General features: G+C 72.3%; 22 protein-coding genes and 1 tRNA gene. 10 read left to right on the top strand and 13 right to left on the bottom strand.

The window, feature by feature from the left end:
- The first annotated feature begins 2 nt into the window (after positions 1-2).
- Positions 3-800, top strand: coding sequence for a hypothetical protein (locus tag A4A78_RS09895; RefSeq protein ID WP_062948794.1), 798 nt, complete (start codon positions 3-5; stop codon positions 798-800).
- A gap of 62 nt (positions 801-862) precedes the next feature.
- On the opposite strand, the gene cls is transcribed toward A4A78_RS09895, so the two are convergent.
- From cls to A4A78_RS09860, 7 genes are all read right to left on the bottom strand, one after another.
- Positions 863-2,347, bottom strand: coding sequence for a cardiolipin synthase (cls, locus tag A4A78_RS09890; protein WP_062948792.1), 1,485 nt, complete (start codon positions 2,345-2,347; stop codon positions 863-865).
- Positions 2,348-2,458: 111 nt separating this feature from the next.
- Positions 2,459-3,367 (bottom strand): Bax inhibitor-1/YccA family protein, encoded by a 909-nt coding sequence (locus A4A78_RS09885; protein WP_062948790.1) that lies wholly within the window; start codon positions 3,365-3,367, stop codon positions 2,459-2,461.
- A 175-nt stretch (positions 3,368-3,542) separates the two neighbouring features.
- Positions 3,543-4,316, bottom strand: a complete 774-nt coding sequence (locus A4A78_RS09880; RefSeq protein ID WP_062948788.1) for an amino acid ABC transporter ATP-binding protein — start codon at positions 4,314-4,316, stop codon at positions 3,543-3,545.
- Positions 4,303-4,968 carry an amino acid ABC transporter permease gene (locus A4A78_RS09875; RefSeq protein WP_062948786.1) on the bottom strand — a complete coding sequence of 222 codons (666 nt, stop codon included), beginning with the start codon at positions 4,966-4,968 and terminating at the stop codon, positions 4,303-4,305. The genes A4A78_RS09880 and A4A78_RS09875 overlap by 14 nt, the downstream gene beginning before the upstream one ends.
- A gap of 6 nt (positions 4,969-4,974) precedes the next feature.
- Positions 4,975-5,811 carry a transporter substrate-binding domain-containing protein gene (locus A4A78_RS09870; RefSeq protein ID WP_062948784.1) on the bottom strand — a complete coding sequence of 279 codons (837 nt, stop codon included), beginning with the start codon at positions 5,809-5,811 and terminating at the stop codon, positions 4,975-4,977.
- 37 nt (positions 5,812-5,848) lie between these two features.
- Positions 5,849-6,982, bottom strand: coding sequence for a PLP-dependent aspartate aminotransferase family protein (locus A4A78_RS09865; protein WP_062948782.1), 1,134 nt, complete (start codon positions 6,980-6,982; stop codon positions 5,849-5,851).
- Between the two features lie 329 nt (positions 6,983-7,311).
- Positions 7,312-8,619 carry an MFS transporter gene (locus A4A78_RS09860; protein WP_062948780.1) on the bottom strand — a complete coding sequence of 436 codons (1,308 nt, stop codon included), beginning with the start codon at positions 8,617-8,619 and terminating at the stop codon, positions 7,312-7,314.
- A gap of 191 nt (positions 8,620-8,810) precedes the next feature.
- On the opposite strand from A4A78_RS09860, the gene A4A78_RS09855 reads away from it, so the two are divergent.
- Positions 8,811-9,902 carry an ROK family transcriptional regulator gene (locus A4A78_RS09855; RefSeq protein ID WP_082835285.1) on the top strand — a complete coding sequence of 364 codons (1,092 nt, stop codon included), beginning with the start codon at positions 8,811-8,813 and terminating at the stop codon, positions 9,900-9,902.
- Positions 9,903-9,998: 96 nt separating this feature from the next.
- Here A4A78_RS09855 and A4A78_RS09850 read toward each other — a convergent pair whose 3' ends face one another.
- Together A4A78_RS09850 and A4A78_RS09845 are read right to left on the bottom strand one after the other, a co-directional pair.
- Positions 9,999-10,730, bottom strand: coding sequence for a YggS family pyridoxal phosphate-dependent enzyme (locus tag A4A78_RS09850; RefSeq protein WP_062948778.1), 732 nt, complete (start codon positions 10,728-10,730; stop codon positions 9,999-10,001).
- 49 nt (positions 10,731-10,779) lie between these two features.
- Positions 10,780-10,853: transfer RNA gene (locus A4A78_RS09845), tRNA-Leu, on the bottom strand.
- A 64-nt stretch (positions 10,854-10,917) separates the two neighbouring features.
- Here A4A78_RS09845 and A4A78_RS09840 point away from each other — a divergent pair.
- Both A4A78_RS09840 and A4A78_RS09835 read left to right on the top strand, forming a co-directional pair.
- A complete protein-coding gene (locus tag A4A78_RS09840; RefSeq protein WP_062948777.1) occupies positions 10,918-13,077 on the top strand; it encodes a helicase-associated domain-containing protein in 2,160 nt (719 codons plus the stop codon).
- A 177-nt stretch (positions 13,078-13,254) separates the two neighbouring features.
- On the top strand, positions 13,255-13,524 hold the full coding sequence (locus A4A78_RS09835) for a DUF2700 domain-containing protein (protein ID WP_062948776.1): 270 nt from the start codon (positions 13,255-13,257) through the stop codon (positions 13,522-13,524).
- A 189-nt stretch (positions 13,525-13,713) separates the two neighbouring features.
- Here A4A78_RS09835 and gndA read toward each other — a convergent pair whose 3' ends face one another.
- A complete protein-coding gene (gene gndA, locus A4A78_RS09830; protein WP_062948774.1) occupies positions 13,714-15,174 on the bottom strand; it encodes an NADP-dependent phosphogluconate dehydrogenase in 1,461 nt (486 codons plus the stop codon).
- A gap of 237 nt (positions 15,175-15,411) precedes the next feature.
- Here gndA and A4A78_RS09825 point away from each other — a divergent pair, with 237 nt between their 5' ends.
- The 6 genes from A4A78_RS09825 (at position 15,412) to A4A78_RS09800 (ending at position 23,329) form a co-directional block, all read left to right on the top strand.
- Entirely contained in the window at positions 15,412-16,269 is an 858-nt protein-coding gene (locus A4A78_RS09825) for a hypothetical protein (RefSeq protein ID WP_062948772.1), read from the top strand.
- A 132-nt stretch (positions 16,270-16,401) separates the two neighbouring features.
- A complete protein-coding gene (locus A4A78_RS09820) occupies positions 16,402-18,057 on the top strand; it encodes a DNA repair helicase XPB (protein ID WP_062948770.1) in 1,656 nt (551 codons plus the stop codon).
- 138 nt (positions 18,058-18,195) lie between these two features.
- Positions 18,196-18,651: a lipopolysaccharide assembly LapA domain-containing protein gene (locus tag A4A78_RS09815; RefSeq protein WP_062948768.1), complete on the top strand. Its 456-nt coding sequence runs from the start codon at positions 18,196-18,198 to the stop codon at positions 18,649-18,651.
- Positions 18,652-18,705: 54 nt separating this feature from the next.
- Entirely contained in the window at positions 18,706-19,428 is a 723-nt protein-coding gene (locus tag A4A78_RS09810; protein WP_062948766.1) for a response regulator transcription factor, read from the top strand.
- Between the two features lie 31 nt (positions 19,429-19,459).
- Positions 19,460-21,043, top strand: coding sequence for a HAMP domain-containing sensor histidine kinase (locus A4A78_RS09805; RefSeq protein WP_062948764.1), 1,584 nt, complete (start codon positions 19,460-19,462; stop codon positions 21,041-21,043).
- 210 nt (positions 21,044-21,253) lie between these two features.
- On the top strand, positions 21,254-23,329 hold the full coding sequence (locus tag A4A78_RS09800; RefSeq protein WP_062948762.1) for a PhoX family phosphatase: 2,076 nt from the start codon (positions 21,254-21,256) through the stop codon (positions 23,327-23,329).
- Positions 23,330-23,494: 165 nt separating this feature from the next.
- On the opposite strand, the gene A4A78_RS09795 is transcribed toward A4A78_RS09800, so the two are convergent.
- From A4A78_RS09795 to A4A78_RS09785, 3 genes are read right to left on the bottom strand one after another with little or no spacing between them, the layout of a single operon-like run.
- Positions 23,495-24,046, bottom strand: coding sequence for a DUF4031 domain-containing protein (locus A4A78_RS09795; RefSeq protein ID WP_062948760.1), 552 nt, complete (start codon positions 24,044-24,046; stop codon positions 23,495-23,497).
- Positions 24,043-25,386, bottom strand: coding sequence for a DUF418 domain-containing protein (locus A4A78_RS09790; RefSeq protein WP_062948758.1), 1,344 nt, complete (start codon positions 25,384-25,386; stop codon positions 24,043-24,045). Before A4A78_RS09790 ends, A4A78_RS09795 begins: the two co-directional genes overlap by 4 nt.
- Positions 25,383-26,405 carry a ribonuclease HI family protein gene (locus tag A4A78_RS09785; RefSeq protein WP_062948756.1) on the bottom strand — a complete coding sequence of 341 codons (1,023 nt, stop codon included), beginning with the start codon at positions 26,403-26,405 and terminating at the stop codon, positions 25,383-25,385. The genes A4A78_RS09790 and A4A78_RS09785 overlap by 4 nt, the downstream gene beginning before the upstream one ends.
- Positions 26,406-26,434: the final 29 nt, after the last annotated feature.

Below are 26,434 nucleotides of genomic sequence, written 5' to 3'. Positions count from 1 at the left end.
CCGTGCACACCGGACCGCAGTTCACCTCCACCCGGCCCACCACCCCCGGCGGGGGCGGCGGACGGGCGACGCCGCTGCTGATCGGCGGGATCGCCTTCGCCGCGGTGTTCCTGCTGATCGTCGGCGGGACGATCGGCTATCTCGTGCTCCGCGGGAACGGCGGCGATCCCTCCTCCGGCGGGACCACGACCGCGACGGATCCGTCGAGCGCCTCGGCGAGCGCATCGGCGACGCCGACGGGCGAGGTCGAGGAGGAGCGCTGCTGGCAGCCGGAGACCATGGAGCGCGCCGGCGAGAACCCCTCCGGGAAACTGCGCGGCGGGGGCCTGCAGTTCATCCCGCCCGCGGTCTACGACCAGCGGCAGACGCCCCGCGGCGTCGCCTACATGAACGACGCCCAGGGCGCCTACGCGCAGGTCGAGGACGGCTGGTACTCGGGGATGTTCGTCGGCGCCGTCGAGTGGCAGCCCGGCATCGAGTACCCGGGCGACGAGGTCGCCTCCGAGAAGATCGTCGCGTGCTACTTCGCCGCGTCGATCTGGGGCGACACCGAGGGGCGCACGCTCGACGACCAGGTCACCGAACCGGTGACGATCGCGGGTCTGCCCGGCTATCGCACCACCGCCACCGTGAACTTCGCGAAGGCCCCGATGGAGAAGACCTCCGCGACCAGCCTGACGGTCATCGTGCTGGACACCCCGCAGGGCCCGAGCGTGTTCATGCTCGAGACCGCGGTCGGCGTCGCCGAGCACGAGGAGGCCGCCGCCGAGGCCCTGGAGTCCCTCACCGGCGTCTCCTGAGCTCCTCCCCTCGCCCGGGTCCTCCCCTGGGCCAGGGCTCGCCGTCCGGCCCGGGCGCTCCCTCAGACCACGGAGGAGGCGAGGCGGCAGAGGTTGTCGATGACCTGCATGGTGCGGGGACGGGACTCCCACTCCTCGCGCGTCAGCTGCCGGCTGCGGGAGCGGTAGGTGTCCTCCACCTCGCACATCTTCTCCATGAAGTCGGTGCCGCCCACCATCAGCGAGCACTCCATCTGCAGCAGGAACGAGCGCATGTCCATGTTGGAGGAGCCGATCACGCTGACCGAGTCGTCGATGGTGACGTGCTTGGCGTGCAGGATCGTCGGGGCGCGGTAGAGCCAGATCTTCACCCCCGCCTCCAGCAGCGTCGAGTAGTAGGAGCGCTGGGCGTGGAAGACGAGGAACTGGTCGCCGATCTCGGAGACGAACAGCTCCACCTCGACCCCGCGCCGCGCGGCGGTGATGAGGGCGGAGAGCATCGACTCGTCGGGCACGAAGTAGGGCGAGACCGCGACGATGCGCCGGGTCGCCGAGTAGAACAGCTGGTTGAACAGCAGCAGGTTGTTCTCCGCGACGAAGCCGGGGCCGCTGGGCACGAGCTGGCACTCGTAGGTGCCGGAGGTGTCCGGCGAGGGCCGCACCAGCGTCTGCTCGTCGAGCATCTCGTCGGACTCGTAGTACCAGTCGGAGGCGAACAGCAGGTTCAGCTCCGAGACGATCGGGCCGCGGAAGCGGGCCATCGTCTCCTGCCAGTGCAGGCCGCGGCGGATGTTCGCTGGCTTGTCGTAGTGGGCGGCGATGAGGTTCTGGCTGCCCATCCAGCCGATCTCGCCGTCGACGATCACCATCTTGCGGTGGTTGCGCAGGTCCGGGCGCTGGAAGGCGCCGTCGCGGAACAGACGGATCGGCATCATCGGGGCGTGCTGGATGCCGTGGGCGTCGAGCTTCTCCCGCATCGCACGGTACACGGCGCGGTGGCTGACCGCGCCCCAGTGGTCGTACAGCACCCGCACGGTCACGCCGGCGTCGGCCCGCTCCGCGAGCGCCTCGAAGAAGTCCTCCGTGGCCTCGTCGAGGCCCATGATGTAGAAGAGCACGTGGACGCTCTCGCGCGCGGTGCGGATGTCCTCCGCCATCCGCGCGATCGAGGTGTCGTAGTCGATCTCGAGCTCGGCCGAGTTGTTGCCGGTCAGCGGGAAGGCGCCGAGCTCGCGGTTCAGCTGCACGGCGGACTGCAGCCAGCTGGGCGCGTCCTCGTCGAGCTCGCTGTCGGGGATCTCGTGGGCCCGCACCCGCAGCAGCCGGTTCACGGCCTTCTGCTTCGCGAGCCGGCGCTTCGGGAGCTGGGAGCGGCCCAGCAGCAGGAACAGCGGGAAGCCGACGATCGGCAGCACCATGATCGCCAGCAGCCAGGCGAGCGCCGAGCCGGGCCGACGGTTCCGGGGGACGACGACGAGGCTGATCAGCCGCAGGACGACATCGATGCCGACGTAGAGATAGGTCCACACCAGGGCCCAGTTGTCGAGCACCCACTGCCACAGTCCCATCGGCGGTCTCCTCCTGCGTCGTCGGGTCCCCGGAAGGCGGAACGGCGGGCCCCCGAGGGGACCCGCCGTTCAGCATACGGAGTGCGACGCCGGCGACGCCGCGCGGTGGCGTCAGTCGTTGCCGCGCAGGATCATCAGGATCCGCAGCACCTCGATGTACAGCCACACCATGGTCACGGCGATGCCGAAGCCGAGGCGCCAGGCGTAGTTCCGCGACACCCCCGCCTCGACGGAGCGCTGGACGTCCTCGAAGTCCATCACCAGCGAGTAGGAGGCCATGACGACGGCGATGCCGCCGATGACGAGGCCGAGCAGGCCGTCGCGCAGGCTCTGCCCGGAGAGCAGCAGGTAGCCGATGTTCACGAAGCCGAAGAGCAGGTACGCGACCATCGCGACGAAGAAGATCTTGTTCAGGCGCGGGGAGGTGCGCAGGATGCCGACGCGGAAGAGGATCAGCACGGTGGCGGCCACCGCGAGGGTGCCGAGCACGGCCTGCAGGCCGATGCCGCGGTAAGCGCCGCCCGCCGCCCACTCGAGGCTGCCGGTGATGCCGCCGAGGAACATGCCCTCGAAGGCTGCGTAGGCGAGCACCGCGATCGCCGAGGGCTTCTTCTTGAAGATGTTGATCAGCGAGGCCACGAGCCCGCCGATGACGCCGACGAGGGTCAGGACACCGGTGACCGCGAGACCGATCTGGATGCCCTGCGTGCCGGCGACGAGGCCGAGGGCGAGCGGCAGCATCGCGACGGCGAAGCCGACCACGACGATGACGCCGAGGGTGGCGCTGATGGCGTTGAGCGCATCGCGCATGGTCATGCGGCCGGTGTCGTGGCCGGTGGCGGACGGCCGGGCGTACATCGCCTCGAGCTGGTCGCCGCCCTGCCGGTCGAAACCGGAGGACCACTGGGTGTCGGGGGCGGGTCCGGTCTGCGCGGCCTGGCCGAAGCGGGGGCCGTTGTACGCGCTGCCGCCCTGCTGCACTGCCTGGTCACGGCCGAACACGATGTTGTGGCGTGCCATGTGACTCCTCACGTGGGAATGGTCGGGGGTCGACGGCGGCGCCCACGGATCTGCGGGAGGGTCCACCGGACCGACCGGTTCAGCCTATCGGCCGTTCCCGAGATATGCCTGGGCACGGCCTGCGCCGTGAGCGAAGCGTGACCCCTCCCCCGTCCCGTCGAGGCCTCGCCGCGGCTCAGACGGAGCTGATCACCTCGCGGAAGCGGCGCAGGCGCTCGTCAGTGCTGGAGAAGAACTCCTCCGGGCTGCCGTCCTGGAGGATCCGCCCGTCCTCGAGGAAGACCACCCGGTCCGCGACCCGTCGGGCGAAGGCGAGCGAGTGGGTGACCACCACGAGGGTGCGGTGCTCGGCGGCGAGGTCGGAGAGCACCGCGACCACCTCGGCGGCCAGCTCGGGGTCCAGCGCGGAGGTCGGCTCGTCGAACAGCAGCACGTCGGGGTCCATGGCCAGCGCCCGGGCGATCGCGACGCGCTGCTGCTGGCCGCCGGAGAGCCGGTCGGGATAGGCCTCCGCCTTGTCGGCGAGACCCACCTTCCCCAGCAGCTCGCGCCCGCGCGTCTCGGCCTCCGCCCGGTCCAGGCCCAGGTTCTCGATCGGGGCGAGGGTGACGTTCCCGAGGGCGGTCAGGTGCGGGAAGAGGTTGAACTGCTGGAAGACCATCGTCGAGCGGGAGCGGATCTGCCGGACGGTCCGGGCCGGGAGCCTGCCGCCCACGTCGATCGGGCCGTCGCCCAGGTCGAGGGCCCCCGCATCGGGCTGCTCGAGCAGGTTCAGGCAGCGCAGCAGGGTGGACTTGCCCGAGCCCGAGGGGCCCAGCAGCACCGTCGTGGTACCGCGCTCGATCTCCAGCGAGACCCCCTCGAGGGCGACGAGCTCCCCGAAGGTCTTGCGCAGGCCGGCCACGCTCAGCGGCGGCCGGACGTCGGGAGCGTTCTCAGGCGCGGACATGGGCGGACACCTTCCTCTCCAGCTGGTTCTGCCCGAGGCTCAGCAGCGACACCACGACGAGGTAGATCAGGGCCACCAGGGTGTACATGATCAGCGGCTCGTAGGTGGTCGCCGCGATCTGCCGGCCCACCTGGAACAGGTCGATGAGCGTGATCGCGAAGACGAGGCTGGTGCCCTTGACCAGGTCGATGAAGTCATTGGCCAGCGGCGGGAGCACGATCCGCATCGCCTGCGGGGCCACGACCCGGCGGAAGGTCGCCGCGCGCGAGAGGTTCAGGGACCTGGCCGCCTCGAACTGGCCGCGCGGGATCGAGAGGATCGAGGCGCGCACGGCCTCGGAGGCGTACGCGCCCGTGTTCAGCGCGAGCGTGATCACGGCGGCGGGGAAGGCGTCCAGCTCGATCCCGATCCGCGGCAGCCCGAAGTAGACGATGAACAGCTGCACCACCAGCGGGGTGCCGCGGAACACCTGCACGTACGTCCAGGCCACCAGGTTCAGCGGGAAGGGCACGTACAGCCGCACGAGCGCCACCAGCACCGCGATCACGAGCGCGATCGCGAAGGAGAGCAGGGACAGCGGGATCGTGATCTCGACCAGCGCGGCCAGCAGCCGCGGCAGGGACTCGATCCACAGTTCGAGGAAGCGGGGCACGGTCCCTCAGCCCTCCGGGGTGATGTCCTGACCCACCCACTCCTCGTAGATGGCGGTGAGCGAGCCGTCGTGCTTCATCTCCTCGAGGATCGCGTTCACCTCGGTCAGCAGCGGCTCCTGGCCCTGCTGCATGATCACGCCGACGGTGGTGTCGTCAGGCAGCTCCTCGTCGAGGAGGCGGAAGGACGCCTCCGGGTGCTCCTCCTGGTAGGTCTGGAAGGAGATCAGGTCGTTCGCCGTCGCGTCGGCCCGGCCCTGGAGCACCAGCTCGATCGCCTCGGCGAAGCCCTGCACGGGCACGACCTCGGCGCCGAGGCCCTCCATCTGCGCGGCCCAGTTGCTGGTCGCGGTCTGGGCGGCGCGGACGCCGTCGAGCTCGGCGAGGGTCTGCAGCTCGGAGTCCTCGGGCACGGCGACCCGGCCGATCGAGCGGGCGTAGGGCTCGGAGAAGGCGTAGACCTGCTCGCGCTCGGGGGTGATGCCGACGTTGTTGACCACGAGGTCGTAGCGGTCCACGTCGAGCCCCGCGATGAGCGAGTCCCATTCGGTCTCGACGTACTCGGGCGTCGCCCCGAGCCCCTCGGCGATGCGATCGGCGATCTCCTTCTCGAAGCCGACGAGCTCGCCGGAGCCGTCGTGGAAGGCATAGGGGCGGTAGGTGCCCTCGAGCCCGATGCGCACGGTGCCGCTCTCCTGGATCCGGGCGAGGACGTCCTCGCCGCTGCCGCCGCCGTCGGAGGCGCCGGAGCCTCCCTCGGAGCTGCAGGCCGCCAGGACGGCGAGCACGGAGGTGCCGCCGAGGGCGAGGGCCAGACGACGGGTGGGGCGCGGAGCGGGGCTCATGGTGATGTCCTCTGCGGTGGGGAGCGGTCGGGGCGGGTCAGCTGGCGGCGTCGAGGGCCTGGTCGAGGTCCTCGAGGAGATCGGCGAGGTCCTCGATGCCGACGCTCAGGCGCAGCATCTCGGTGCTGATGCCCGCCGCGGCCTGGGCCTCGGGGGTCATCGCCTCGTGGGTCATGGTGGCGGGGCGGCAGATCAGCGACTCGACGCCGCCGAGGCTCACCGCGTAGGCCGGATAGCGCAGGGCGCGCAGGAAGGCGACGCGGTCCAGGCCGTCGGCGAGCTCGAAGGAGAGCACGGCGCCGCGGCCCGTGGCCTGGGCGTCGTGCAGGCGCGCCTCCTCCTCGCTGTGCGAGCCGGGGTACCAGACCCGGGCGATGCGCTCGTGACCGCGAAGATGCTCCACGATCGCCTCGGCGTTGGCCTGCTGGCGCTCCAGGCGCAGCGGGAGGGTCTTGATCGACTGGATCAGGCGGAAGGAGTCCTGCGGGCCGAGCACCCCGCCCTGGGCCTTCTGGGCGAGGCGGAGCGCGTCGGCGAGCTCGTCGTCGTCGGTGGTGACGGCCCCGGCGAGGAGGTCGGAGTGGCCGGCGAGGTACTTCGTGGCGGACTGCACGACGATGTCGACGCCGAGTGCGAGCGGCTTCTGCAGCACGGGCGTCATGAAGGTGTTGTCGACGATCACGAGGGCGTCGTGGCGGTGGGCGAGCTCGACGATGCGGCGCAGGTCGGTGATGCGCAGGGTCGGGTTCGCGGGGGTCTCGACGAACACGGCGCGGGTGGCGGGGGTGAAGTCCTCGTCGGTGAGCTCGGCGAGGTCCGCGACGAAGCGGCCGGTGATGCCCCGTCCCGGCAGCACGAGGTCGACCAGGCGATAGGTGCCGCCGTAGACGCTCGCGGGGAGGATCACCTCGTCGCCGACCTCGAGGGTGGACAGCGAGGCGGCGGTCGCGGCCATGCCGGAGGCGAAGGCGAAGCCGTGGCGGGCGCCGTCCAGCGCCGCGAGGACCTGCTCGAGCTGGGCGCGGGTGGGGTTCGCCCCGCGCTGGTAGGCGTAGGCGCCGTCCTCGGTGGCGGGGTCGAGCTCGAAGGTCGAGGCCAGGTGCACCGGTGGGACGACGGCTCCGTGCTCGAAATCGCGCAGGGTGTGCACGGCGGCGGTCTGGATGTGCACGGCAGCTCCTCATAGGGGGACGTCGGGGATGCGGTCACACTAGGTCGCCGCCTCCCCGGCAGCCAGGTGGGATGAACGACTGTGACGCCCAAGTGGAGCCGAAACTACGCCCAAGATCACTTTATGGGCAGGGACGTGGGACCCGTGCCCGCCGAGCCGCGCCTCGGCCCCACGGCAGGTTGCGGGGCCGACCCGGCGACCGGCGGTCCGACGCGCGCGTCGCACGCGGCGCCCGTCGGCCCCGAGGATGCACGAGGGCCCGCGACCGTGATGGTCGCCTCGCGGCGGGGGTCCAGCGGGGTCGGGCGCCGACGGGACGCCCGCCGCGCTCAGACGCCGGCCGGGACGACGGGGATCGAGCCGGTGATGGTCTCCTCGTGCTCGCTGAGCACCTGCAGGGTGCGGCGCGAGCGGACCTTCAGCGCGATCAGCGTGGTGACGACCATGGCGAAGCCGGTGCTCGCCAGCACGATCGCGACCACCATCGGCGCCTCGTAGCCGAAGCCCGCGGCGATCACGGCACCGCCGAGGGTGGCGCCGAGGGCGTTGGCGACGTTGAACGCGGCCTGGTTCATCGAGGCGCCCAGCAGCTCGGAGCGGTGCGCGATGCGGATCATCCAGGTCTGCATCGCGGGGCTCAGCGAGGAGTTCACCAGGTTCGCCGCGAAGAACGCGATGATCAGCGCGGTCAGCGAGGTGTGGGCGACCGCGAAGAGCACCACGAGCGCGGTGATGTACAGCGGGAAGCCGATCAGCAGGGTGCCCTTCAGGGAGCGGTCGGTGGTCACGCCGCCGACGATGTTGCCGATGGTCATGCCGAGGCCTGCGGCGGCGAGCACCCACGGCACGGAGCTCGCGGGGGCGCCGGTGACCTGGGTGGTGATGTCGGCGACGTAGCTGAACACGGCGAAGGCGCCGGAGAAGCCGACCGCGGCGATGCCGATGACGATCCACAGCTGGAGGCGCTTGAGCGCCACGAGCTCGTCGACCATGCGGCGGCCGATCACCTTCTCCTGGTGCGGGACGGTCAGGTAGAGCGCTGCGAACGTCGCGACGAACACGCCGGCCAGCAGCAGGTAGACCACGCGCCAGCCGGCCGCCTGGCCGACGGCGGTGAGGATCGGGACGCCGATCAGGTTCGCGACGGTCAGCCCGGACAGGGCGAGCGCCGTGCCCTTCCCCTGGCTGCCGGGGCCCATCAGGGAGGCGGCCAGCAGCGAGGCGACGCCGAAGTAGGCGCCGTGCGGGATGCCGGCGACGAAGCGGGCGAGCACGGTGAGCTCGAAGGTCGGCATCACGCCGGAGAGCAGGGTGCCGACGGCGAGCGCGATCGCGAGCAGCATGATCATCGTGGTGCGGCTCCAGCGCACCGAGAGGAGCGCCAGGGCGGGGGCGCCGACGACGACGCCGAGGGCGTAGGCGGTGATCGCGATGCCGGCGCGGGCGATGCCGCCCTCGGGGTCGGCGGCCATCATCTCGGGCAGCAGGCCGTGGGCGATGCCGGGCAGCAGGCCCATGGAGACGAATTCGGAGCCGCCGATGCCGAAGCCTCCCAACGCGATCGCGAGCAGGGCGAGGCGGACGCGGGTAGGGCTGAGCTCGGAGGCGGCGGGGCGCGGGGTGTCGAGGAGGGTCATGAGGGGACCTCGGAGTTCGGGAGCGGACGGTCAGGGGACGGGCTCCATCGACCCGGGGCACAAGAATAAGCAAACGCTGTTGCGTTAGGTCAAGGGGGTGGCGGGGATCTGGTGGATCACACAGGCGCGCGGCACCTCGCCTCGGAGCGCTGCTGCCCGGTCACAGCGTCGTGGCGTGCAAGGATGGCCGCGTGAGACCGACCACCCCGCTGGACCGCATGGCGGGCGCGCACGACGCCGCCGTCCTCGCCGTCGCGCGCCGCGGAGACCCGGTCTCCCGCTCCGCCCTCGCCCAGGAGCTGCAGGTGACCCCGCAGGCGATCTCGAAGATCCTGGCGCGGCTGATGGAGCGCGGCCTCATCGAGGAGGCCGGCACCGTGACCTCGGGCCCCGGCAAGCCCACGACCCTGTACGAGATCGTCCCCGGCTCGCGGCGTGCGATCGGGCTGCACCTGACCCGCTCGCGGCTCCACTCCGTCGTGGTCGATCTCACCGGGGAGATCCTCGAGCGCCGCGAGCTCGAGATCGGCCGCCTCCAGCCGGTGCCCGAGCTGGTGGCCACCCTCGCCGACGAGGCGCGCGCGCTGCAGGACGTCGGTCCGGGGATCCTGCTCGGCGTCGGCGTCGGGATGCCCGGCCCGGTCGACGGGGAGGAGGGCGTCTACCGCGGCACCTCCGACCCCGATCCCTGGCGGGGCGCGCCGATCCGCCGCCTGCTCGCCGAGGAGCTCGGCATGCCGGTGCTGCTGGACCACGACTCCCGTGCGGCGCTGGTGGGCGAGGCCTGGTCCCAGCCCGGGCTGCTCCGCAACGCCGCGCTGCTGCTGGTCGAGGACGGGCTCGGGGCGGCGCTGTGCCTGGACGACCAGATCGTGCGCGGCGCCCACTCCCACGCCGGGGAGATCGGGCACACCGTGGTGCGGATGGACGGGATCCCCTGCCCCTGCGGCCGCCGCGGCTGCGCGCAGACGGAGCACCGGGCTGCGCTCGAGCGAGGGGAGGACGAGGTCGCCGCGCGCATCCTCGCCGAGGTGGTGGTGAACCTGGTGCGCCTGGTGGACGTGGACCGCGTGGTGCTCGGCGGGCGGACCGTCCACGAGCAGCACGAGGCGTCGATGGACGCGATCCGCGAGGCGCTGACCGCCGGGCTCAGCGACGAGCCGTGGGTGCACGTCGAGGTGATGCTCTCCACCCGCGGCACGGACCTGATCGCCGTGGGTGCGGCCTGCGAGGTGCTCGAGCACGAGTACGGGCTGCCGCAGGTGCTCGTCGGCCCCGAGTGACGCGGCGGGCCGGCCCGGTAGGAGGCGTCGGCCCGGAGGGAGGGGTCGACCCGAGGGGTCGGGTCGATCGCCGGGACGCCGCTCGCCGGAGCCGGGTCAGTCCCGGGGGCCGAAGAGCGCCGAGCCGACGCGCACGATGGTCGCGCCCTCCTCGACGGCGATCTCGAGGTCGCCGCTCATCCCCATCGACAGCTCGGTGAGCTCGGGGCTCCCGAGCTGCTCGCGCAGTCCGTCCCGCAGCTCGCGCAGGGAGCGCAGCGAGGCGCGCACCGCGGTCTCGTCGCTCGTGTTCGCCCCGATGGTCATGAGGCCGACGGGGCGCAGGTGCTCGCTGCCGCGCAGTCGCTCCACGATCGGCGCGAGCGCCTCGAGGGTCGGGGCGAAGCCGCCCTTGGACTCCTCGCCGGACGTGTTGACCTGCACCAGCACGTCGCGGTGGAGGTCCGCGAGCTCGGCCCGGCGCTCGAGGGCGTCGGCGATGTCGTCCCGGTCCACGCTGTGCACGAGCTCGGCGAAGGCGATCACATCGCGGGCCTTGTTCGTCTGGAGCCGGCCGATGAAGTGTCGGGGCACGCCGTTGCCCGCGAGCAACGGGTCCTCGTGCTTGGCGATCTCCTGGGCCCGGTTCTCCCCCACCGCGATCCGTCGGCCGCGCTCGCGCAGCAGCTCGATCATCTCCGCGATCTGCGCGGGGGTGCGGGTCTTGGTGGCCAGCAGCAGCGTGATCTCCGCGCCGTCGCGCCCGGCACGGGCCGCGGCGGCGTCGATCCGCCCGAGCACCTCGTCGAGGCGGGCGATGAGCTGGGGGTCGGCGGAGGAGGCGGTCATGGCCTCCATTGTGGCCGATCCCGGGCGTGCCCGGCACGCGGGCATCCGGTGCCCCCAGCGGGACTCGAACCCGCACTGTGCCGCTTTTAAGGCGGCCGCCTCTGCCGATTGGGCTATGGGGGCGTGCACGCGCCGGCGCTCGCGGTGGTGCGACCGGCGGCGGCGTCACCCTATGCTGGAATGCATCATGACCGCTGTGATCCGGTCCCTCGCGGACTCCCTGCGACGGTTCGGCGACGACCGCCTCGAGGCCCTGCTCGTCGCCCGACCGGATCTCGCCTCGCCCCTGCCCCGGGGGATCGGCCCCCTGGCCGCGCGCGCCGGAGGCAGCACGTCGGCCCGCCGCGCGCTGGACTCGCTCACCCTGCCCGAGCTGCATCTCGTCGAGGCGCTCGCCGTGCTCGATGACGGCTCCTCCCCCGCCGCGCTCGCCGCCGCGGTCTCCTCCGACCCGGCGACGATCGCCCCGTCCCTCGAGCGGCTGATCACCCTCGCGATCGTGTGGGGCGAGGACGAGCTGCACCTGCTGCGGCCGCTGCGCGACGGCCTGCGCGCCCCGGCCGGGCTCGCCGCCGCGACCGCCGCCGATCCCGACGCTGAGGAGGCCGCGCGCCGCGTCGAGGCGGCCCGCGACCGGCTCGGCCCGGCGCTCGACGCGCTCGCCTGGGGACCCAGCGCCGTCACCGGCAGCGGGAAGCTCGCCGCCGCGCTGCGCCAGGCCGGGATCGTCGAGCCCGACGGGGAGAGCCTGCACATCCCCCGCTCCGTGCACCTCGCCCTGCGCGACGGGAGGGTGCGTCGCAGCCACACGGCGCAGCGCCCCGTGCTCGAGGGTCCGGAAGTCACCGAGCGGATCCCAGGCTCCCGCACCGCGCAGGCCGTCGAGCGGGCCTTCGAGGCGCTGCGCCTGCTGGGCACCGTGCGCGGCTTCGACGAGGACCCGCCCGGGGTGCTCAAGCGCGGCGGGCTCCCCCAGCGGGACCTGCGCCGCCTCGCCGAGCGCGCCGGCGCCCCGCTGCTGGACCACGCGACCGTGCTGCAGAGCGCCTGGCAGGCCGGGCTCATCGGGCACGACGGCCAGGAGTGGCATCCCACCCGCGACTGGGACGTGCACCGGATGCTGCCCCCGTCCCAGCGCTGGGCCGAGCTCGTGCTGGCCTGGGCGCGCGGGCACCACCTCGCCGCCGTGGTCGGCACCCCCGACTCCTCGGGGACGGGCCGCTCGCTGCTGTCGGACCTCACCCGACGCGACGGCGTGCGCACCCGGCGCGGCAGCCTGCTGCGCCTGCTGCGCACGAGCCCGGGCGTGGACGCGACCGAGGACTCGCTCGTCGCGGCGCTCGCCTGGGCGTTCCCGCTGGTGCCCTCCGAGGTGCTGCGGGAGGAGACCTCGGCGCTGCTGGTCGAGGGCCGGGCACTCGGCGTGCTCGACGGCGGCAGCCTCACCGTGCTCGGCCAGGCACTGGTCCCGGCCCTCGACGAGGACATCACCACCGCCGACGCCCGCCTCGCCGCGGCGCTGGAGGAGGTCGCCCCCGCCCCGGTCGAAGAGGTGCTGCTGGACGCGGACCTCACCGCCGTGATCCCGGGCCGCCCCGCCGAGCGCCTGCTGCCGCTGCTGGACTGGACCGAGGTGATCTCCCGCGGCGGCGCGCTCACGCTCCGCTTCAGCGCCGCCACGGTGCGGCGGGCCCTCGGCGACGGCCGCGATGCCGAGGCGCTCCTCGCCCTGCTCGAGGACGTCTCCCGCTCCCCCGTCCCGCAGGCTTTGACCTATCTGCTGCGCGACGAGCAGCGACGGCACGGCCGGGTGCAGGTCTCCCGCGCCTCGACCGTCCTCACCGCCGAGCCCGAGGTGCTGGACCTGCTGCAGGCCGCGTCCGAGGCGGTGCCGCTGGGGCTGCACCGTCTCGCGCCGACCGTCGCCGTGACCCTCTCGGATCCGGGCTTCGCCCTGCAGATCGCCCGGCAGGCAGGACTGTCGCCGCAGGCCGTCGGCCCCGATGGGAAGCCCGTGTCCGAGGAGCTGTCGCACTCGCTGCGCCCCGGACCGGTCGATCCCGATCTCGTGACCGTCGAGGGCCCGGAGCTGCGGATCCCCGCCGCGGAGGCGGTCGCACGCATCCGCGACGCCGAGGAGGGCGGCACCGACCTCAGCGTCACCGACCGGCTGCTGGACGCGATCGCCCGGTCCACCGCGATCCCGCTCGGCATCGTCGACGGGCAGGGCGGCGTGGTCGTCAAGCAGGCCCTCCCGCTCTCCCTCGAGGGCGGGCGGCTGCGGGCCCGCGAAGCCGGCAGCCAGGAGGAGTTCACCGTGCTCGTGCACCGGGTGACTCTCGGCTGAGCACGGCCCTGCGGCGGTGCAGGTCACGGATCGGTCCATGGGGAGCACTCCCCATGGCGGAGCACCTCCCGCATCGGGGTACTATTCCGCTCGCCAGGCACGGGGCGACCTCAGCGCCTCCCTGGGGCCCGGGCGCATCCGTCTCGGGGCATGATCATCAGGAAAGAGGGGTTTCCCATGACCGCACCCGTCCCTAACGCCGCGAGCGAGAAGATCAAGAAGAACGCGCTGATCGCCATGATCGTCGGCTTCGTCTGCGGCGGCGTCCTGCCCGGCGTGCTGGGCCTGCTCGGCTACCTCAAGGCCGATCAGGAGCCGGAGACCGCCCGCAAGTTCACGAAGTGGGCCTGGATCGTCTTCGCGATCTGCTGGGTTCTGGCGATCATCTTCATCGTCATCTACGTCATCGTCATCGTCTCGGTCGCGAGCTCGGGCATGGACTACTGAGCCCCCTGCTTTACGACGAAGGCCCCGGACCGTTCGGTCCGGGGCCTTCGTGGATCAGCGGCGATGTCGCCGGGCGATCAGTCCTGCATCACTCCGACTGAGCTCCTACCGCTCGTACCTCGCAGTACGTCGATCAGTCCTGCGTCCGATCGACTGATCTCCTACCGCTCGTACCTCGCAGTACGTCGATCAGTCCTGCTTGGTCTCGCGACGGTCCTGGGTCCACTCGACGTGGAAGGTGCCCTCGGTGTCCACGCGCTGGTAGGTGTGGGCGCCGAAGTAGTCGCGCTGGGCCTGGACCAGGGCGGCCGGGAGGCGCTCGGCGCGCACCGCGTCGTAGTAGGACAGGGTCGAGGAGAAGACCGGGACCGGGTAGCCGGAGGCCGCCGCGAAGGCGACGATGCGGCGCCAGGCCGGGATGCACTTGGCGATCTCCTCGGTGAAGTACGCATCGGCCAGGAGCAGCGGCAGGTTCGCGTCGCGCTCGTAGGCCTCGGTGATGCGGTTGAGGAAGCGGGCGCGGATGATGCAGCCGCCGCGCCAGATCCGAGCCATCGCGCCGAGGTCGATGTCCCAGCCGTACTCCTTCGCGCCGGCCGCGATCTCGTCGAAGCCCTGCGAGTAGGAGACGAGCTTCGCCGCGTACAGCGCCTTCTGGAGATCGTCGATGAACTGCGCCCTGTCGGCGATCTCGAGGGTCTGCGCCTCGGCCTTCAGCACGCCGCGGGCGGCCTCGCGCTGCGGGGTCGAGCCGGAGGTGGAGCGGGCGAAGGTCGCCTCGGCGATGCCGGTGACCGGGACGCCGAGGTCCAGCGCGGTCTGCACGGTCCAGGCGCCGGTGCCCTTCTGGGCGGCGCGGTCGAGGATGACGTCGACGAAGGGCTTGCCCGAGGTCTGGTCGGTGTGGTGGAGCACCTCGGCGGTGATCTCGATGAGGAAGGACTCCAGGTCGCCCTTGTTCCACTCGGCGAAGACGTCACCGATCTCGGAGGCACCCATGCCGAGCGCCTTCGACATCATGTCGTAGGCCTCGGAGATGACCTGCATGTCCGCGTACTCGATGCCGTTGTGGACCATCTTCACGAAGTGGCCCGCACCGTCGGCGCCGACGTGGGTGCAGCAGGGGACGCCGTCCACGTGGGCGGAGATCTTCTCGAACATCGGGCCGAGGCGGTCGTAGGACTCCTTCGTGCCGCCGGGCATGATCGAGGGGCCGTTCAGGGCGCCCTCCTCACCGCCGGAGACGCCGGAGCCGACGAAGTGCAGGCCCTTCTCGCGCAGCGCGGCCTCACGACGACGGGTGTCGCCGAACAGGGCGTTGCCCGCGTCGACGATGATGTCGCCCTCCTCCATGAGGGAGGCGAGCTCGTCGATCACGGCGTCGGTGGGCTTGCCGGCCTTGACCATGATGATCGCCACGCGCGGCTTCTGCAGGGAGGCGACGAAGTCGGCCATGGACTCCGACGGGTAGAACTCGCCCTCGGAGGCGTAGTTGTCCATGACCGTCTCGGTCTTGCCGACGGAGCGGTTGTGGATCGCGACCTTGAAGCCGTTGCGGGCGAAGTTGCGGGCGAGGTTCGAGCCCATCACCGCCATACCGGTGACGCCGATGTCCGCGACATCGGCAGGGGACGGAGCAAAGCTGGCCATGGGTTCTCCTCAGATCGAGTGACTGTCGAGCCGGGCCGAACCGCGGCGCCGAGGGCGTCGGCGGGCATCGCGGGCCCGACCCATCGCGGTCCATCCTAGGGAATTCCGGCCCGAGACGTTTCCGTGTGCCAGCGCTTGCCGCGCGAGGGTGGCCGCCGACACGGTACCGTCGCCCCGGGGAAAGCGGGAGGACGCTCTCCCCGCACGCCCGGACACACCTCGAGAGCGAGCCACCCGATGACTCAATCCCCGTACGATCCGCAGCCGTCTCCCGGCGCCCCGCGCGCCCACGACCCGTACGGGCAGGACCCCTTCGCCCACGGCGCACAGCCGCAGGGCGCACCGGCCCACGACTCCCCCGGTGCCGCACCGCAGGGCGCCGCCGGCGCTCCCGGCCCGGCCCCGGGCACCGACCTCGGCGCCGACCTCGGGGCGGGTCTGCGCTTTGCGGGCACCGGCCTGCTGCGCGGCGCGGCCGCGCTGCTGGGCGGCGGCGCGCTCTACGCCGTGGCCGTGGTCGTGGTGCTCGGCGTCGGCTTCGCCCTCACGCTCTTCCTCTCGATCGCGATGGTCGAGACGTCCTCGTCGGCGGGCGGCGATCCCTCCTTCGGCCAGATGATCGTGATCTTCGCGCTGTGCTTCGTGCTGGTGCTGGTCACCGGAGTGGTCGGAGCGCTGTGGCAGGCGGGTGCCGCGCAGGCCGGCGGGATCCTCGCCGGCGGCGAGCGTCCGAGCTTCCGGCAGGGCCTGACCGGCCCCGGCCGGGTGGTCATCACCGCCGTGCTGGTGCTCGTGATCGTGATGATCGGCTCGGTGCTGCTCTACCTGCCCGGCATCATCGCCGCCGTGCTGCTGTTCTACGCGATCCCCGCGGCGCTGCGCGGAGCGTCCCCCGGCCAGGCGCTGCGGGAGTCGGTCTCGACGGCCACGTCGAACCTCGGCGTCACGATCATCGGCTTCCTGATCACGATGGTGGTCTCCTCGATCGGCGGGACGCTGGTCGTCGGCTTCATCGCGGTCATCCCCTTCACCGTGCTGCTCCAGATCGGGCTCTACGAGAGGGTCAACGGGCGCACGCCGTCCCTGCCCGCCTGATCCTCGCCCCGCCCCACCCCGCATCCGAGCCCGCGCCCCGTCCTGGGAGCGCGGGCTCGTGCACGTGCCGGCCCGGGGAGGCGCCCCTCACGTCGCCCCCTCCCCGGCCCGGACGGGACGTAGCCTGATCCGATGACCGACGGCCCCCTCATCGTCCAGAGCGACAAGTCCCTCCTGCTCGAGGTCGACCATCCCTCGGCGCAGGCCGCCCGGATCGCGATCGCGGCCTTCGCCGAGCTCGAGCGGGCGCCCGAGCACGTGCACACCTACCGCATCACCGACCTCGGGCTGTGGAACGCGCGCGCCGCCGGCTACGACGCGGAGACCGTCGTCGCGGCGCTCGTGGACCACTCCCGCTACCCGGTCCCCCACTCGCTGCTGATCGACGTGGCGGACACGATGGACCGCTACGGGCGCCTGCAGCTGCTCTCCGACCCGCAGCAGGGGCTCGTGCTGCACGGCCTGGACCGCGCGGTGCTCGAGGAGGTCACCCGCGCCAAGCGAGTGCAGGGCATGCTCGGCGAGCGCGTCGACGACACCACGGTCAAGGTTCATCCCTCCGAGCGGGGCGCGCTCAAGCAGGCGCTGCTGAAGCTCGGCTGGCCCGCCGAGGACCTCGCCGGCTACGTCGACGGCGAGGCGCACCCGATCGCGCTGGCGGAGGACGGCTGGCAGCTGCGCCCGTACCAGACCGAGGCCGTAGACGGCTTCCGCCACGGCGGCTCGGGCGTGGTGGTCCTCCCCTGCGGCGCGGGCAAGACCCTCGTCGGCGCCGGGGCGATGGCCGCGATGCAGCGCACCACGCTGATCCTGGTGACCAACACCGTCTCCGCCCGCCAGTGGCGGGACGAGCTGCTGGCCCGCACCACCCTCACCGAGGACGAGATCGGCGAGTACTCCGGCACGACGAAGGAGATCCGCCCGGTCACGATCGCCACGTACCAGGTCCTCACCATGAAGCGGAAGGGCGTCCACCCGCACCTGGAGCTGATGAGCGCCCGCGACTGGGGTCTGATCCTCTATGACGAGGTGCACCTGCTGCCCGCGCCCGTGTTCCGCATGACTGCGGACCTGCAGGCGCGGCGACGCCTGGGACTGACGGCGACGCTCGTGCGCGAGGACGGCCGCGAGGGCGAGGTCTTCTCGCTGATCGGGCCGAAGCGCTACGACGCGCCGTGGAAGGACATCGAGGCGCAGGGCTACATCGCCCCGGCCGTCTGCACCGAGGTGCGGGTGACGCTGCCCGCCTCGGACCGCATGGCGTACGCGATGGCGGAGGCCTCCGACCGGCCCCGCCTCGGCGCCGCGCACGGTGCGAAGGTGCCGGTGGTCGAGCGGATCGCCCGCGCCCATCCCGGGGAGCCGCTGCTGGTGATCGGCCAGTACCTCGACCAGCTCGAGGAGATCGCGGAGCACCTCGGCGCGGAGCTGCTGACCGGGCAGACCCCGGTCAAGCGTCGCCAGCAGCTGTTCGCCGACTTCCGCGAGGGCCGGATCGACCGCCTGGTCGTCTCGAAGGTCGCGAACTTCTCGGTCGACCTGCCCGAGGCCTCGGTCGCGATCCAGGTCAGCGGCGCCTTCGGCTCCCGCCAGGAGGAGGCCCAGCGCCTCGGCCGCCTGCTGCGCCCCAAGGCCGACGGGCGCTCCGCGCACTTCTACACCGTCGTCATGCGCGACACCCAGGACCAGGACTTCGCCGCGCACCGTCAGCGGTTCCTCGCCGAGCAGGGATACGCCTACTCGATCGTGGACGCCGAGCAGCTCGACGGGGCGCTCGACGCGGGCTGAGCCGCCCCGGGCCGCACGTCCGTCGGCCCGGCGCCACGGCGAGGGGACGCGACGTCGTTACAGTGGGCACGCACGACATCCCCGCCGGCCCTGCCGGCGCTTCCCCGCCGCCCCGTCGGCCGTCCCCAGGAGATCGACATGACCGCACCCGACGATCCCGCCCGCACCTCCGGCCCCGACGGCGCCGCGCGCCCCGCGGACGACCCGACGCCCACCCCCGAGGCGACCCGTCCCGCGGACCCCGCGCCGACGGGCCGACGCGCCGCCGAGCGCCCCTCCTCCCAGGACCCCGCCCCGCAGGCGGAGGAGGTCCCCTCCTCCGGCGGCAAGACCGCGACGACCTGGATCGCGCTGATCCTCGGCGCGATCGTGCTGGTGCTGCTGCTGATCTTCGTGATCCAGAACAACCAGACGGCCGGCTTCGAGTATTTCTCGGCGCAGTTCGACCTTCCGCTGGGCGTCGCGATGCTGCTCGCCGCGATCGCGGGCGCGCTGGTCATGGCCCTGGTCGGCTCGGTGCGGATGATCCAGATGGGCTGGACGATCCGCAAGCTGCGCAAGCAGCAGGAGAAGGTCCAGCGCTCCCTGCGCTGAGGTCGCCCAGGAGACGTCCAGCCATCTCCCAAGCAGAGGGAGGACGGTAGAGCCATGACTGCTGCGAGCGAGGAGAACGACTACGAGGCACGCCTCCTGGTCGTCGACGACGAGCCCAACATCCGCGACCTCCTGGCCACCTCCCTGCGCTTCGCAGGCTTCGAGGTGTTCACCGCCTCCACCGGCAACGAGGCGATCCGGGAGGCGACCGAGCACCAGCCGGACCTCGTGGTCCTGGACGTGATGCTCCCGGACATGGACGGCTTCACCGTCACGCGCCGCCTGCGCGACCGCGGCGAGCAGTACCCGATCCTCTTCCTCACCGCGAAGGACGAGACGCAGGACAAGGTCGCCGGCCTCACCGTCGGCGGCGACGACTACGTCACCAAGCCCTTCAGCCTCGAGGAGGTCGTCGCCCGGATCCGGGCCGTGCTGCGCCGCACCCACGGCGGCTCGGAGACGGCCGTGGACAGCGCCCTCGTCGTCGGCGACCTGCGCCTGGACGAGGACTCCCATGAGGTGCACCGCGGGGACGTGAACATCGAGCTGTCCCCCACCGAGTTCAAGCTCCTGCGCTATCTCATGCTGAACGCGGGCCGCGTGGTCTCCAAGACCCAGATCCTCGACCACGTGTGGGACTACGACTGGTCCGGCGAGGTGGGCATCGTCGAGTCCTACATCTCCTACCTGCGCCGCAAGATCGACGTGGTGGGCGAGCCGATGATCCACACCAAGCGCGGCATCGGCTACGTGCTGCGCGCCGCCGAGGGCGCCTGACCCCGACGCCCGACCCGAGGAGCACCACCCCGTGGCCCTGCCGAGCCTGCGCACCGAGCGCCCGATGTCCCTGTGGACCCGGATCGTCGCGCTGATCTCGCTGCTGCTGGTGCTCGGCGTGGTCGTGACCGGGAGCCTGTCGCTGTTCCTGCTGAACCGCACCCTGATCCAGTCGGTCGACAACAACCTGCAGTCCTCGATCAGCGAGATGCTCTCCCTGGCGCAGCACGAGCTCGCCGGGGACGACGACGCCGTCACCTCGAGCACGTACATCCCCGTGGAGTACGCGGTCGAGATCCGCGACGAGCAGGGACGGCCGATCGAGCAGGAGGTCTTCCACTACGGGCCCGGGAAGGTCTCGGTGCAGTTCCCGGACCTCACCGACGAGCAGATCCTGCAGCGCGGCGGGCGCCCCTTCACGGTGCTGGACTCCTCCGAGAACCGCTGGCGGGTCATCGCGATGGTCAACTCCGGGCCGGACAAGGGCAGCGTGTACGTGGCCCTGCCGCTGACCTCGGTGGACCGCACCATGCACGAGATGGCGCTGATCATCGTGCTGGTCGGAACCCTCGTGGTGCTGGTCGGGATGGGCGCGGGAGGCTATGTCACCCATCGGGCGCTCGAGCCGCTGCGGGACGTGGAGGCCACCGCCTCCCAGATCGCCGGGGGCGACCTCTCCCAGCGCGTGCCCGTGACGGACACGAGCCTCGAGGTGCACGACCTCGCGCTGTCGCTGAACGAGATGCTGGTGCGGATCGAGCAGGCCTTCGCCGCGCAGTCCGCCTCGGAGGAGAGGGCCACCGCCTCGGAGGCGAGGATGCGCCGCTTCGTGGGCGACGCCTCCCATGAGCTGCGCACGCCGCTGGCCGCGATCCGCGGCTTCGGGGAGCTGTACCGGATGGGGGCCCTGCGCACCGACGAGGACACCGCCTCCGCGATGCGTCGGATCGAGGACGAGGCGCGGCGGATGGGCTCCCTCGTGGAGAACCTGCTGCGCCTGGCACGGCTCGACGAGCGGCCCGACCTCGACCTCGAGCCGCTCGACCTCACCGACGCCCTCTTCGACGCCGCCCAGGACCTGCGCGCCCTGGACCCGGACCGACAGGTCATGGTCGTCTCCCTGCAGGGGACGCCGCTGTCGGTGCAGCCGCACGTCCCCTTCGGGGTGCTGGGCGACGAGGGCTCGCTGCGCCAGGTGATCCTGAACCTGGTGGGCAACGCGAACCGCCACACCCCCAAGGGATCTCCGGTCGAGTTCGCGGTGGGCCGCCTCGAGGACGGCCGGGTCCGGATCGAGGTGCGCGACCACGGCGAGGGCATCGACGACGACCAGCGGGAGAAGGTGTTCGAGCGGTTCTACCGCACCGACTCCTCCCGGGTCCGCTCGGCGAGCCAGGGCGGCGGCGCGGGCCTGGGCCTGTCGATCGCGGCGACCATCGTCCAGCAGCATCGCGGCGCGATCGGCGTGCAGCCGACGCCCGGGGGCGGCGCGACCTTCTGGATCGAGCTGCAGGGCACGGACCTCGACCCCGAGCAGCAGGTGGAGCCGGACCAGCTGCGGGCGCTGACGGGCTCCTCCCCTGCGAGCCCGTCCGCCCCGCCCGCGCAGGACTGATCCGCGCATTCCCCGCCGCTCCCTGCGACGACGCCCTGACGTGCGCATTTACGCAACACCACCATGTCGCAAATCGGACATTCGTCGCCCATCGACTGTTCATCACGGCTTCACCGGGACCCCATGTCGTGCTCCACCTCACCGTCCATGGTGAAGGGGTCGCGAGCTCCACCCACTCGCGGACACCCGCTCACGACCTGAGGAGCCCCCATGCTCAAGCGTCATCTCCCCATGCTCGGCCACACCCGTGGCAACCGCCTCGCCATCACCTGCGAGCTCAAGTGCGGCAGCGCCTGCTCTCACCCGGTCCCCAACACCTCCGACAACTCCCACTTCCGCGACATCGCCGACGCCGCGATCTCGCGCCGCGTCGCCCTCGGCGCGGGCGGCGGCCTGGCCGCCGCGGTGGTCGTCGGCGCGAACGTCGCCGGCGCCCCGGCGGCGCGGGCCGACCACGGCGCCCACCCCCAGGGCGACGGGACCCTCACCTTCCAGGCCATCGACCCGGTGCCCCGCGTCGTCGACGACATGACGGTGCCCCGCGGCTACGACTGGACCCCGATCATCCGCTGGGGCGACCCGCTGTTCGAGGACTCCCCCGAGTTCGACCTCGAGAACCAGACCCGCGAGTCGCAGGAGAAGCAGTTCGGCTACAACTCCGACTACCTCAACGTCATCGTCGACGACGAGGAGGGCACCACCGGCTATCTCGTGAACAACCACGAGTACACCAACGAGAACATCATGTTCTCCCCGGAGTACATCGCCTCGAACCCCGAGGACGTCGTGGGCGCCGCGATCGCCGCCCACGGCCTGTCGATCGTGGACCTCGCGCGCACCGGCCGGGGCGAGCCCTGGTCCTACGTCGTCGGCGGCCGCCGCAATCGGCGCATCACCGGCTTCACCCCCTTCACCGTGGACGGCCCCGCCGCGGGCTCGGACCTGCTGAAGACCGTCGAGGACCCCGAGGGCATGACCGTGCTCGGGACCCTGAACAACTGCGCCGGCGGCACCACCCCGTGGGGCACCGTCCTCTCGGGGGAGGAGAACTTCGACCAGTACTTCGTGGGCACCGCGGGCGTCGAGGAGCAGGAGCGCGTGGGCATCTCCCCCGGCCCCACCTCGCGCCGCTGGGACCTCGTCCACCCCCGCTTCAACCTCAACAACGAGGGCTACGAGAACGAGGCCAACCGCTTCGGCTGGATCGTCGAGATCGACCCCGACGACCCGACCTCGACCCCCGTCAAGCACACGGCGCTGGGCCGCTTCAAGCACGAGGCCGGCACCGTGCACATCGCCCGCACCGGCCACGCCGTCGTCTACTCCGGCGACGACCAGACGGACGACTACATCTACAAGTTCGTCTCCCGTCGCGTGTACCGCGAGGGCGACAAGGCGAACAACATGAAGCTGCTCAGCGAGGGCACGCTCTACGTCGCTCGCTTCGAGGGCAACTCCCCCGCCGGCGAGATCGACGGCTCCGGCGACGTGCCGTCCGACGGCGCCTTCGACGGCGCGGGCACCTGGGTTCCGCTGGTGCGCAACAACCGCTCCCTGGTCCCCGGCTTCACCGTCGAGGAGGTCCTGGTCAACACCCGTCTCGCGGCCGACACCGTCGGGGCGACCAAGATGGACCGCCCCGAGGACGTCGAGCCCAGCCCCACCAGCGGCAAGATCTACGTGGCGCTGACCAACAACTCGGGGCGCTCCCCCGACTACGTCGACGAGGCCAACCCCGTCGCCGTGCCCGACGGCGGCAACCGCGACGGCCACGTCATCGAGATCACCGAGCAGCGCGACGACCACACCTCGACCCGCTTCAACTGGTCGATCCTGCTGCTGGCCGGCGATCCCTCCACCTCGGAGACCGCCTACTTCTCGGGCTTCCCGAAGGACCAGGTCTCCCCGATCTCCTGCCCGGACAACCTGGCCTTCGACTCGAAGGGCACGCTGTGGATCTCCACCGACGGCCAGCCGGGCAAGATCGGCTACTCCGACGCGCTCCACAAGGTCACCCTCGAGGGCGAGGACCGCGGCAAGGTCGAGCAGTTCCTGGCCGTCCCCGCCGACGCCGAGACCTGCGGCCCGGTCATCCACGACCTCGACGACTCGGTCTTCGTCGCGGTCCAGCACCCGGGCGAGGGCGGCGAGTGGGGCGCCCACACCTCCTACTTCCCGGACTTCGCTCCCGGCGGCGGGCTGAAGGGCGACCTGGTCGCCGTGCCGCGTGCCGCCGTGGTCCAGGTCTACCTCGACGTCCTCGACTCCGACGGCGACGAGGGCTGACCTCCTCCTGCACGCCGCCTGATGCGGACGGGCCTCTCACTGCGGTGAGGGGCCCGTCCCGTCGTCCGGGGCGCAGCACGGGCGGGGAACGGTGTCGACGGGCCCGTCCGGTTCGTCCCGTCGGCGGGCCCGTCCGGTTCGTCCGGTCGGCGGGCCCGTCGTCGCTCAGCCCGTCGGCGGGCCGTCCATCGCCTGGCCGACGAAGCCGGGCTCCCCGGCCTCGCGGGCGAGCGCATCGAGCCGTGCCAGCAGCGCCTCGGCGCGGCGTCGGCCCTGCGCGTCGTGCGCCTCGACCCGTGCGTCCCCGTGCGGCACGTCGCGGGTGAGGCGGAAGGAGCCGGGCTCCGCGGGCAGCGGGTCCACATGGCCGACGAGTCCGACGATCAGGTCGCGCGGCACGGGGTCGAGGCCCAGCTCCGCGGCGTGGGCGGCGCTGCGTCGGGCCCGGGCGGCGGGGCGCTCGGAGAGCTTCACCCGCAGCCCGGAGCGCAGCAGGATCCGGGTCAGCTCGCGGTCGCCGACGAAGCTCACCCCGGCGGCCTCGAGATCCTCGCGGGCGGAGGCGGGCCAGTCGTAGTGGTCGAGGTCGAAGGCGCGCGGGGGCAGTCCGCCACGGGCGGCGGCCTCGTGCAGCTCCTCGAGGGAGCGGTCCGAGACGAGATGGCCCCACACGGTGCCGTGGCGGGGCCAGCGCGGGGTGTCGGCGAAGACGGTCATCGGGTTCCTCCGCGGGCTCGGTGGGCGTCGGCGGTGTGGGGTGTGCGCGGGGTGCGGGGCGTGCTCGATCCTGCCAGAGCGCGCAGCACGTGCTCCATCGGCCCGCGTCGTCCGCTCCGGCGCAGCAGCACGGCGGGCGGGAGCATGAGGAGCCAGCCAGCGAGCACCAGCGCCGAGGCGCCCGCGCTTCCGAGCTGCGCGCCGAGGTCGAGGGTGTACGGCGGGAACAGGAGCAGGCACAGGACCGACTGGGCGAGATAGGCGCTGAGCGAGACCGCGCCGAGCGCCTCGACGGCGCGCACCGCCGCGCCGAGGGGGCCGCGGGCTCCGGCCGGGGGCGGGCCCGTGGCGGAGGCCGTGGCCGTGACCGTGGCCATGACCGTAGGTGTGGCGGCCGCGAGGCCGCCGTCGGCGCCCGGTGCACGCGCCACGGGGCGCGGATCCCACCGCGCGGCCAGCAGCGCGGTCCCGGCGGCGAGGCCGACGGCCCCGGCGAGGCCGCTGACCTGGTGGAGCACGCCGAGGATGCCCAGCACGATCTCGGCGTCGAGCCGGGCATGGGCGGGATCCAGGACCAGCACGGCGGCGAGCGGCACCGCGCCGACCAGGCCGATCGCGAAGCCCCACCGGGCGAGCCGGCCGAGCCGCCGGCGATGCGCGGGAACGTCCTCGAGCAGGGCGCTGCGGGCCATGAGTGCGCCGAGCGCCATCGGGGAGAGCAGTCCGATCTCCTCGATCGGGGCGAGCATCAGTCCGTGCAGGGCGTCAGGCGCTCGAATCCCGACGCCGGCGAGATAGTCCGCCGCGGAGGCGGCCGCGTAGCCGCTGCCGCCGCCGAGCCCGACCGTGCCGTCCACCCATCCCCACACGCCGAGCGCCGGCAGCGTCACGATCGCCGCGGCGGCGAGCACCACCCGTCCCCGGGTCATCAGCAGCGCGCAGAGCATCCCGATCACCGCGTAACCGACCAGGATGTCCCCGCTGAACAGCAGGATCGCGTGGGCGAGGCCGATCGCGAGCAGCACGAGATGGCGGCGCAGCATGCGCCGGAGGAACCGTCCCGTACGCTCCCCGCGCTCGAGGGAGCGGCGGCGGAGGATCCCGATCCCGTACCCGAACAGCAGCGCGAACAGCGGGAAGCCGCGGTTGTCGACGAGCAGGGCGAGCAGCACGTCCACGACGCGGTCCGCGGCGCTCGCGTCCTGCTGCTTCAGCAGCGCCGTCCAGGCGGAGCCGTGCAGCCAGCCCACCAGGTTCGCCAGCGCGATGCCGAGCAGGGCGATCCCGCGCGCGAGGTCGGGACCGCCCGCACGGGCGTCGAGCGGGACGGAGACGGTCACCGTCCTCCGGCGCTCTCCGGAGTGCCCTGGTGGTGGCGCAGCAGCCAGCGGCCCCTCTCCTTCACCCACACCGAGCTGCGGCGGACGGTGCCGTCCGGGCCGGTGGTGACATAGCGCAGGAGGATCGCGCCGGGCGCGATCTCGTCGGCGAGGAACTCCTCGGCCTGCACGTCCACCAGCGGGGCGAGGGCGGAGATGATCTCGTCCCGGTCGTAGCTGCGCCCGCTCGCGCCGATCTCGGTGAAGGCGGGGTGCAGCAGCTCGGCCGCGCTCGGGGCGTCGGCGCGCAGCGCGTCGGTGAGCAGCGCCTGCTCACGCGTGATGACCTGCTCGAAGTCGCTGGTGCCGGGGGCGTCGGCGACGAGCACCGTGTCCTCGACCGCGGTGGAGCAGGAGGCCGCGGGGGCGGGATCGGCGGTGTCGAAGAGGCTGAAGAGGTCATCCGGATCGCCGGCCGCGCCGATCTGCGAGGAGGACGGCGCGGTCGACGGGGAGCCCGTCGACGAGGAGCCGGCCGACCGTGCGTGAGAGGAGCCGCCCTGCGCGGCGCCGCTCCCCCGGTACCCGGGCCCGACCTGCGGGTCCTGCTTCTTGGAGAACGCGGTCGCGGCGGCATTGGCGCGCCGGTCGGCGGCCTCGTTCATCGCGTGCCCGGCATGGCCCTTGACCCACTCGAACTCGACGCTGCGCCCGGCGAGCGCCCGGTCGATGTCCTTCAGCAGCTCGACGTTCATGACGGGCTTGCCGTCCTTCTTGCGCCAGCCCTTGCGCTTCCAGCCCGGCATCCACTTGGTGATGGAGTTGATGACGTACTGGCTGTCGCACAGGATGTGCAGGTGCTGGTCGGCGTCGACGGCCGTCGCCTCGAGGAGGTCCAGGACGGCCTTGAGCTCGCCCATGTTGTTGGTGCCGTGGGGCCAGCCGCCCGCACGCCAGGTGTCCTCGTCGATGTACCAGGCCCAGCCGGCGGGTCCGGGATTGCCGAGGGCGGAACCGTCGGCCGCAGCGGTGATCGTCATGGGCGCAATCGTTCCACAGCCCGGCGACG

The organism is Brachybacterium sp. sponge, from assembly GCF_001613775.1.
Taxonomy (GTDB): Bacteria; Actinomycetota; Actinomycetes; order Actinomycetales; family Dermabacteraceae; genus Brachybacterium; species Brachybacterium conglomeratum.
The sequence above is the reverse complement of the archived record's forward strand: the minus strand, read 5'-3'. Positions and strand labels throughout refer to the sequence as shown.

Bases quoted from the DNA above. Each gene is read 5' to 3' on its own strand.
- cls (WP_062948792.1), bottom strand. From the start codon at position 2,347: ATGGGACTGTGGCAGTGGGTGCTCGACAACTGGGCCCTGGTGTGGACC.
- A4A78_RS09885 (WP_062948790.1), bottom strand. From the start codon at position 3,367: ATGGCACGCCACAACATCGTGTTCGGCCGTGACCAGGCAGTGCAGCAG.
- A4A78_RS09880 (WP_062948788.1), bottom strand. From the start codon at position 4,316: ATGTCCGCGCCTGAGAACGCTCCCGACGTCCGGCCGCCGCTGAGCGTG.
- A4A78_RS09870 (WP_062948784.1), bottom strand. From the start codon at position 5,811: ATGAGCCCCGCTCCGCGCCCCACCCGTCGTCTGGCCCTCGCCCTCGGC.
- A4A78_RS09860 (WP_062948780.1), bottom strand. From the start codon at position 8,619: ATGACCCTCCTCGACACCCCGCGCCCCGCCGCCTCCGAGCTCAGCCCT.
- A4A78_RS09850 (WP_062948778.1), bottom strand. From the start codon at position 10,730: ATGACCGCCTCCTCCGCCGACCCCCAGCTCATCGCCCGCCTCGACGAG.
- A4A78_RS09840 (WP_062948777.1), top strand. From the start codon at position 10,918: ATGACCGCTGTGATCCGGTCCCTCGCGGACTCCCTGCGACGGTTCGGC.
- A4A78_RS09835 (WP_062948776.1), top strand. From the start codon at position 13,255: ATGACCGCACCCGTCCCTAACGCCGCGAGCGAGAAGATCAAGAAGAAC.
- gndA (WP_062948774.1), bottom strand. From the start codon at position 15,174: ATGGCCAGCTTTGCTCCGTCCCCTGCCGATGTCGCGGACATCGGCGTC.
- A4A78_RS09825 (WP_062948772.1), top strand. From the start codon at position 15,412: ATGACTCAATCCCCGTACGATCCGCAGCCGTCTCCCGGCGCCCCGCGC.
- A4A78_RS09820 (WP_062948770.1), top strand. From the start codon at position 16,402: ATGACCGACGGCCCCCTCATCGTCCAGAGCGACAAGTCCCTCCTGCTC.
- A4A78_RS09815 (WP_062948768.1), top strand. From the start codon at position 18,196: ATGACCGCACCCGACGATCCCGCCCGCACCTCCGGCCCCGACGGCGCC.
- A4A78_RS09810 (WP_062948766.1), top strand. From the start codon at position 18,706: ATGACTGCTGCGAGCGAGGAGAACGACTACGAGGCACGCCTCCTGGTC.
- A4A78_RS09800 (WP_062948762.1), top strand. From the start codon at position 21,254: ATGCTCAAGCGTCATCTCCCCATGCTCGGCCACACCCGTGGCAACCGC.
- A4A78_RS09795 (WP_062948760.1), bottom strand. From the start codon at position 24,046: ATGACCGTCTTCGCCGACACCCCGCGCTGGCCCCGCCACGGCACCGTG.
- A4A78_RS09785 (WP_062948756.1), bottom strand. From the start codon at position 26,405: ATGACGATCACCGCTGCGGCCGACGGTTCCGCCCTCGGCAATCCCGGA.